This window comes from Marinobacter maroccanus (assembly GCF_002933275.1).
In the GTDB taxonomy this organism is placed as follows: domain Bacteria; phylum Pseudomonadota; class Gammaproteobacteria; order Pseudomonadales; family Oleiphilaceae; genus Marinobacter; species Marinobacter maroccanus.
In genome coordinates, this window is sequence record NZ_PSSX01000016.1 from 95,547 (window position 1) to 102,235 (window position 6,689).

The following is a 6,689-nucleotide window of genomic DNA, read 5'->3' on the forward strand; positions in this document are numbered from 1 at the left end:
GGCGGTTATAGCACTTCCGGTTCAGTCTTCAGGGAGGTCTGGGCTGCCGTATCTCTCAGGCCACCAAAGCGCTTGTAAAACTTCTCTCCGGGACCTGGAAGGGGGCCGGAGGCGTTCTCGAGGTTCTCGTCCAGCCACTGCTCCGCCCGCATGTAGATTTGTCGGTAGAGGTTTCGACACAACTGCTTGGCACTGCGGCCTTCCCAGTCACCGGGTAACAGCTCATCAGGCAGCAGTGGGTCGCGCAGAAGAATTTTCCGATATTCGTGGATCAGCAGGACCCGGAGAATCAGGCACTCTTCGGGGCTGAGTGTGTCCTCGGTCTGGAGTTCGCGCCACAAGGGGCGGAACTGGCTCAGGAAGCGCCGGTAGCGGCCACCCAGTTCCTCAAGGTTCCAGCTTTCGCGAACCTGCAGTCTCAGCGCCCTTGGGCTCTTCTGCTCCATGGGCATGGTCTGCATCACAATGGTATCTTCCAGTGCACCCCATTCCTGGAGCATGGGGATCAACTCGCTGCGGGTGAATCGGGGGTGTTCCATCAGGCCTGGCGCCATGCTGCCAAAACTCAGCCACTTCAGTTCCTCCCGGACTTTCTGCCTCAGCTCCGGGGACAGCTGGTTCAGGTATACCAGGCACCAGCTGCCACTCCATTCCTCCGTGTCCAGGTTGTAGACGTGCTGAAAGGCCTGCTCGAACCGGCGCAGTCCAGGGCCGGTCAGGCTGTAATAACTGCAACGGCCCACTTTTTCGGTCTGCAGCCAGGATTCCTGGACCAGGCGATACACTGAGGTGCGGACCAGTCGCTGACTGATCCCCATGGGCTCAACCAGCTTCATCAGGCTGCCCAGCCAAACATTGCCGCCGCGGGGAACGATGGCATCGCCGTAAATGGTGATGATGAGTGAGCCGGCGCGTAGCGGTCGCTTCTTCTGGAAATTCTTGACGAGCAATTCTAGTTGGCTTTTTGCAGTCATGGCCTGAGTTCGCAAATAAGAATCAATGAAACACGTTGTACGTATTATGCGGTTCTTACGTGTCAGGTAAAGGTTTGTCTTTCTATTAGCCGTGCTGGCGCGTTGCGCCAGTGTCGGCTTTACTGAAAGAGCTGTGGCCGCACTCCCTGAAATCAGTTGACACGAGAGTTATGATACAATAACTTCGTTTGATATTCGTCAATGGTATCGAATTTTACCGGGAGCGAAGAAAAGGGACTGTCGTAGTCACGGACGATGAAACAAAAACATACTCAAGCCCCTGCACAATTCGGGAGAACAAAAACAATGTTTAAAACAGTGATTCGTCGCGCAGGAAAATGCGCAGCCGTTGCAGCCGCCAGTCTCATGATGATGAGCGCCCAGGCAGCTGAACCTATCAAGATCGGGTCGTTCCTGTCTGTCACAGGTCCGGCATCCTTCCTCGGCGATCCCGAGCTGAAAACGCTCGAGATGTATGTCGAAAAAATCAATGAAGAAGGCGGTGTCCTTGGTCGTCAGCTGGAGCTGATTCATTATGACGACGTTGGCAACGCTTCCTCTGCCCGTAACTTTGCCAGTCGCCTGATCCGTTCGGATCGTGTCGATATCATCGTTGGTGGCAGTACTACCGGCGCCACCATGGCGGCGGTACCGCTGATTGAACAGGCACAAGTGCCGTTCATCTCTCTGGCCGGCGCTGTGGTTATTACCAATCCGGTCAAGAAATGGGTGTTCAAGACTCCCCAGACGGATCGCATGGCGGCAGAGCGTATTCTGACCGACATGAAGGATCGCGGTATCACCAAGTTTGGCCTGATCTCCGGCACAGGTGGTTTCGGAAGCTCCGGTCGTACCCAGACTCTGGAAGTGGCCGAGCAGATGGGCATGGAAGTTGTGGCCGATGTGACCTACAGCGGATCTGATACAGACATGACCGCCCAGCTGACCAATATCCGTAACACAAAAGGTGTGGAAGCGGTTCTGAACTTCGGTTTTGGCCAGGGTCCGGCTATCGTAACCCGCAACTATGCCCAGCTGGGCATGGAACTTCCGTTCTACCAGTCCCACGGTGTCGCCTCTGACAGCTTCCTCGATCTGGCTGGCTCGTCTGCCGAAGGCCTGCGCCTGCCCGCTTCTCCGCTGCTGGTGCCGGACTCCCTGCCGGACGACGACCCCCAGAAGGAAGTGGTTCAGAACTACAAGGCTGAATACGAAGCCCGTTGGAACTCCAAGGTGTCCACCTTCGGTGCTTACGCCTACGACGGCCTGATGCTTGCAGTCCGCGCTATGGAAGAGGCCGGTTCTACCGATCCGGAAGCGGTTCGTGACGCGCTGGAAAACATCAAGGGCTATGTCGGCGTAACTGGTGTGTTCAACATGTCACCGGAAGACCACAACGGCCTTGATCCGGAATCCTTCCGGATTCTGGAAGTCCAGAACGGCGAATGGAAGCTGATTAACTGATACCCCTTTAACCTGTCTCGCGGCTGGCGGTGGCCCCTTCCCGGGGGCGGTCGCCAGCCGATGTTCGACCGGAACCACCGCTATGCTCGCAGAATTCTTACAGTACCTGTTCACCGGGATTACTATCGGTGCGACCTACGCCCTGATAGCCCTCGGCTTTACCCTGATCTATAACGCCAGTCACGTCATCAACTTTGCCCAGGGCGAGTTCCTGATGATTGGAGGCATGGCTACGGTTTCCCTGACGGCCATGGGTGTGCCCATGATCGTGGCAGTCGTGTTGGCCGTGATCCTGGCCGGCATCCTCGGCATCGCCCTGCAACGTTTCGCGATTGCGCCTGCCAAGCAGGCCGATGTTGTTACCCTGATTATTATCACCATCGGCGCGTCGATCTTTATTCGCGGTATTGCCCAGGTAGTCTGGGGCAAGGAATACCACGTGATGCAGAATTTCAGTACAGATCAGCCCATTCAGGTATTTGGTGCGGTACTGAACAGTCAGAGCCTGTGGGTTCTGGGTATCGGTGCGATCCTGGTAGTGGGGCTGGTGCTCTTCTTTACCAAGACGCTGATTGGTAAAGCTATTCTGGCTACTTCCATGAACAAGGAGGCGGCGCGTCTCGTTGGTATCCGGACCCAGATGGTTCTCATGCTGGCGTTTATGGTGTCAGCACTGCTGGGCTCGGTAGCCGGCATCGTGGTTGCTCCGATCACGTTCACCTCTTACGACATCGGAATCATTCTCGGGCTCAAAGGCTTTGTGGCCGCTGCCATTGGTGGCCTGGGTAGCGGTGTTGGTGCGGTTGTAGGTGGTCTGTCGCTGGGAATCGTTGAAGCCATGGCGGCCGGTTATATCTCATCCGACTACAAGGATGCCGTGGCATTCTCCATGATCCTGCTGGTGCTGTTCTTCATGCCCCGCGGATTGTTTGGTGCCAAGGTAGTGGAGCGCGTCTGATGTTGAATACGTTTATGCAGTCGCGCCTCCGGGGGCTGGTGATCCTTGCCCTCATTCTCATTATTCTGCCCGCTTTTCTCGGTAACCCGTTCCACTATGAACTGGTTACCCAGATGGCGATCATTGCCGCTACGGTGGTTGGTCTTAATCTCCTGGTGGGTTTTGCTGGCCAGATCAGTCTTGGCCACGCCGGTTTCTTCGGTCTTGGCGCCTACTTTACCGGTATCGCGACCGGCACCTACGGCTGGTCTTCAGTGCCCGCGCTGGTGGTGGGAGCAGTTGTTGTGGGCTTTATTGCGTGGATCGTCGGGCGGCCGATTCTGCGGCTGAAGGGCCACTATCTGTCCATGGCGACCCTCGCTGTGGGCTTTATCATTGCCATCATCCTGAACAACGAACGGGCACTCACCGGCGGGCCGGACGGCATGCCGGTTCCGGCATTCGAAGTGTTTGGCTGGGAACTGAGCGCTTTTGGTAGCTATTCGCTGCTCGGCATCGAGATTGAAGGCTTTCAGGCCTGGTATATCTTCGCCAGCGTCGTGCTTCTGGTGGCAGTCTGGTTTGCCCTGAACCTTATCGAGTCGCCCATTGGCCGGGCACTGCGTTCGGTTCACGGTTCGGAAGTGGCCGCCAGCGTTGTCGGCGTAAACACTGCAAAATACAAGAGCCTCGTGTTCGTGATCTCTGCCATTTACGCCAGCCTGATGGGTAGCCTCTATGCCCATTTCCAGGGCTTTATTACGCCTGCGGTGGCAAGTTTCGAGTTCTCGATCCTTTTCATCACCATGGTTGTGCTGGGAGGCATGGGGTCTACCTTCGGTGTGATTCTCGGTGCCGTGGTGCTCAAGTTGTTGCCCCAGGTTCTGGCGGATTTCCAGGAGCTGGAGCACGTGATGTTCGGCCTGATACTGATGCTTACCATGATTTTTATGCCCAAGGGCCTGTTGCCCACACTGACCGCGTTTGTGTCCAAGAAAATGCGCAAGAAAGCGGGAGGTGAGGCATGACAGCACTGGTCGAAGTAAAGGGGCTGGATAAAGCCTTTGGTGGTGTCCACGCCGTGGAAGGTGTCAGCTTTTCTGTTGAAGCCGGTCAGGTCTATTCGGTTATTGGCCCCAACGGTGCCGGCAAGACAACGCTGTTCAACCTGATCACCGGGCTCTATACGCCCACCAAGGGCGAGATCCTGCTCAACGGTGAAAGCACCCTGAAACTTGAGCCGAATGAGCTGGCAGAGCGGGGCATGTGCCGCACCTTCCAGCAGATGCAGATCTGCATGAATATGACGGCCATCGAGAATGTGATGCTGGGCCGCCACCTGCAGCTCAAAAGCAGCCTGTTTACCACTCTGTTCCGTTTACCCTCCCTGCGTCGCAACGAAGCTGCGGCTCGCAAGCGTGCTGCAGAACTTATGGAATATGTGGGCTGTGGTGATTACCTGGATACGGAAGCCTCGGCCATGTCCTATGGCGCGCTCAAGCGCCTGGAAATTGCCCGGGCGCTGGCCGCTGAACCCAAGGTTATCCTTCTGGACGAGCCGGCTGCCGGTTTGAACGCGGTTGAAACCGCTGCGCTGGAAGATCTGATCCGCAAGATTGCGGATCAGGGCACCACGGTAATGCTGGTTGAGCACGATATGAAACTGGTTATGGGTATATCTGACCGGTTGCTGGTGCTTAACTACGGCCGTGTTCTGGCAGAGGGAACCCCTGAGGAAATCCGCCAGAATCCGGATGTTATCGCCGCCTATCTGGGTGGCTGAGCAAGGAGACATTTCACATGAGCGAGCAAAACACTGAAATGGCGCCTGCCCAGTCACGCAGTGAGCAGGCCGTAAGGATTATTGTTCATGAACACCAGGCGCTGTGGCGGATTCTGGATCTGCTGGATCAGCTTCTGAGTGATATGAACGTCAACGATCAGCGGCCCGATGAGCGGCTGTTAACGACCATTTTCGATTACATTCAGCACTTCTCCCAACGGGTCCATAGCACACCCACGGACATCGAGCTCTACAAGCGGCTCAGTGAGAAGTCACCTGAGACGGCGCCGCTTCTGGAAAAGCTGGCGAAGGGCTATGTCATCGGTCATGAAAAGCTGGTGGAGTTGCGGCGGTTGTTGGCTGATTGCGAAGAAGGCTGGCCGGAAGGCCGCGAGGAATTCAGTCATGCCCTGGCGCGTTTCACCGAAGCCCTGCGCAAGCACATTCGCAAGGAAGAGGGCGTGGTTATCCCACGGGCCCGTAAACTGCTGACGGAAGAAGACTGGCAGCAGATTATTGAAGCCCGGGACGTGGAAAACGATCCGCTGTTCGGTGAGCGCGTTCGGGAAGAGTTCCGGGAACTGCGGCACCAGATTGTCAGCTACACCCCAGAGAAGTTCGGTGGTCTTGGCCTGAAGCATGCGGACCGGGTGACGGCGCCCCATGCCAAACAGGAAATGCTGTCCATCAAGGGGCTGGTAACGTCCTACGGCCAGATTGAAGTTCTGCATGATGTGGATATCCACATCAACAGCGGCGAGATCGTGTCGCTTGTCGGCGCTAATGGCGCCGGCAAATCGACCCTGCTGATGACCATCTCCGGTCTGCAGCCGACAGACCGAGGTGCGATAACCTTCGAAGGCAAGGATCTGTCGAAGATCGGTGCCGATCAGCGGGTGGCTAATGGCATTGTTCAGGTGCCTGAAGGCCGGCAGGTGTTCAAGGACCTGAGCGTTCACGACAACCTGCTGCTGGGCGCCTACACCCGGGGCAAAACCCCCGAGGTGATGGACGATCTGGAGCGGATGTACACCAAGTTCCCGATCCTGCGTCAGAAGCGTCATAACCTGGCGGGTGAGCTCTCCGGCGGTCAGCAGCAGATGTTGGCCATGGGGCGTGCCCTGATGGCCAAGCCGAGGCTGCTGCTTCTGGACGAGCCCAGTATGGGTCTGGCGCCGTTGATCATCGAAGAGATCTTCAACATCGTCAAAGAGCTCAAGGAAGAGGGCATTACCATCTTCCTGGTAGAGCAGAACGCCTCCCAGGCGCTGGCCCTGGCTGATCGTGGCTATGTGCTGGAGACCGGCAAGGTGGTGATCGAGGGCACCGGCCGTGAACTGCTCAGCAATGAGAAGGTTCGTGAGGCTTACCTGGGCATGTAATCGCCCGGAACTTTCCTTGCACAAATAAAAGGTTCATCGCAGGTTAGCGTGAAAAAGTAGGAGACGGCGGTAAAACCGGTTAGTTTTGAGTTCGCCAAAACAACAAAATTAACCAATCCACCGCCGTCCCTATGAATGCTAATCCTCTT

The 6,689-nt window shown here is 56.5% G+C and carries 6 protein-coding genes and 1 pseudogene; 6 read left to right on the forward strand and 1 reads right to left on the reverse strand.

The annotated features are described in order from the left end of the window. Positions 1-5 precede the first annotated feature (5 nt). A complete protein-coding gene (paaX, locus tag KEHDKFFH_RS15840; RefSeq protein WP_104322808.1) occupies positions 6-974 on the reverse strand; it encodes a phenylacetic acid degradation operon negative regulatory protein PaaX in 969 nt (322 codons plus the stop codon). 306 nt (positions 975-1,280) lie between these two features. Between paaX and KEHDKFFH_RS15845 the strand changes: the two genes are divergently transcribed. From KEHDKFFH_RS15845 to KEHDKFFH_RS20405, 6 genes and pseudogenes are all read left to right on the forward strand, one after another. Beyond that, positions 1,281-2,438 (forward strand): ABC transporter substrate-binding protein, encoded by a 1,158-nt coding sequence (locus KEHDKFFH_RS15845; RefSeq protein ID WP_104322809.1) that lies wholly within the window; start codon positions 1,281-1,283, stop codon positions 2,436-2,438. Between the two features lie 82 nt (positions 2,439-2,520). Continuing rightward, positions 2,521-3,396 (forward strand): branched-chain amino acid ABC transporter permease, encoded by an 876-nt coding sequence (locus KEHDKFFH_RS15850; protein WP_104322810.1) that lies wholly within the window; start codon positions 2,521-2,523, stop codon positions 3,394-3,396. Next, the gene (locus tag KEHDKFFH_RS15855; protein WP_104322811.1) at positions 3,396-4,403 is read left to right on the forward strand and encodes a branched-chain amino acid ABC transporter permease; all 1,008 of its coding nucleotides are present in this window, start codon (positions 3,396-3,398) and stop codon (positions 4,401-4,403) included. The genes KEHDKFFH_RS15850 and KEHDKFFH_RS15855 overlap by 1 nt, the downstream gene beginning before the upstream one ends. Then, positions 4,400-5,158 carry an ABC transporter ATP-binding protein gene (locus KEHDKFFH_RS15860; protein WP_104322812.1) on the forward strand — a complete coding sequence of 253 codons (759 nt, stop codon included), beginning with the start codon at positions 4,400-4,402 and terminating at the stop codon, positions 5,156-5,158. The genes KEHDKFFH_RS15855 and KEHDKFFH_RS15860 overlap by 4 nt, the downstream gene beginning before the upstream one ends. Positions 5,159-5,196: 38 nt before the next feature. After that, a pseudogene (locus tag KEHDKFFH_RS20400) lies at positions 5,197-5,625 on the forward strand (hemerythrin domain-containing protein); the annotation flags it as partial. Positions 5,626-5,835: 210 nt separating this feature from the next. Continuing rightward, the gene (locus KEHDKFFH_RS20405) at positions 5,836-6,540 is read left to right on the forward strand and encodes an ABC transporter ATP-binding protein (protein ID WP_240339515.1); all 705 of its coding nucleotides are present in this window, start codon (positions 5,836-5,838) and stop codon (positions 6,538-6,540) included. Positions 6,541-6,689 lie beyond the last annotated feature (149 nt).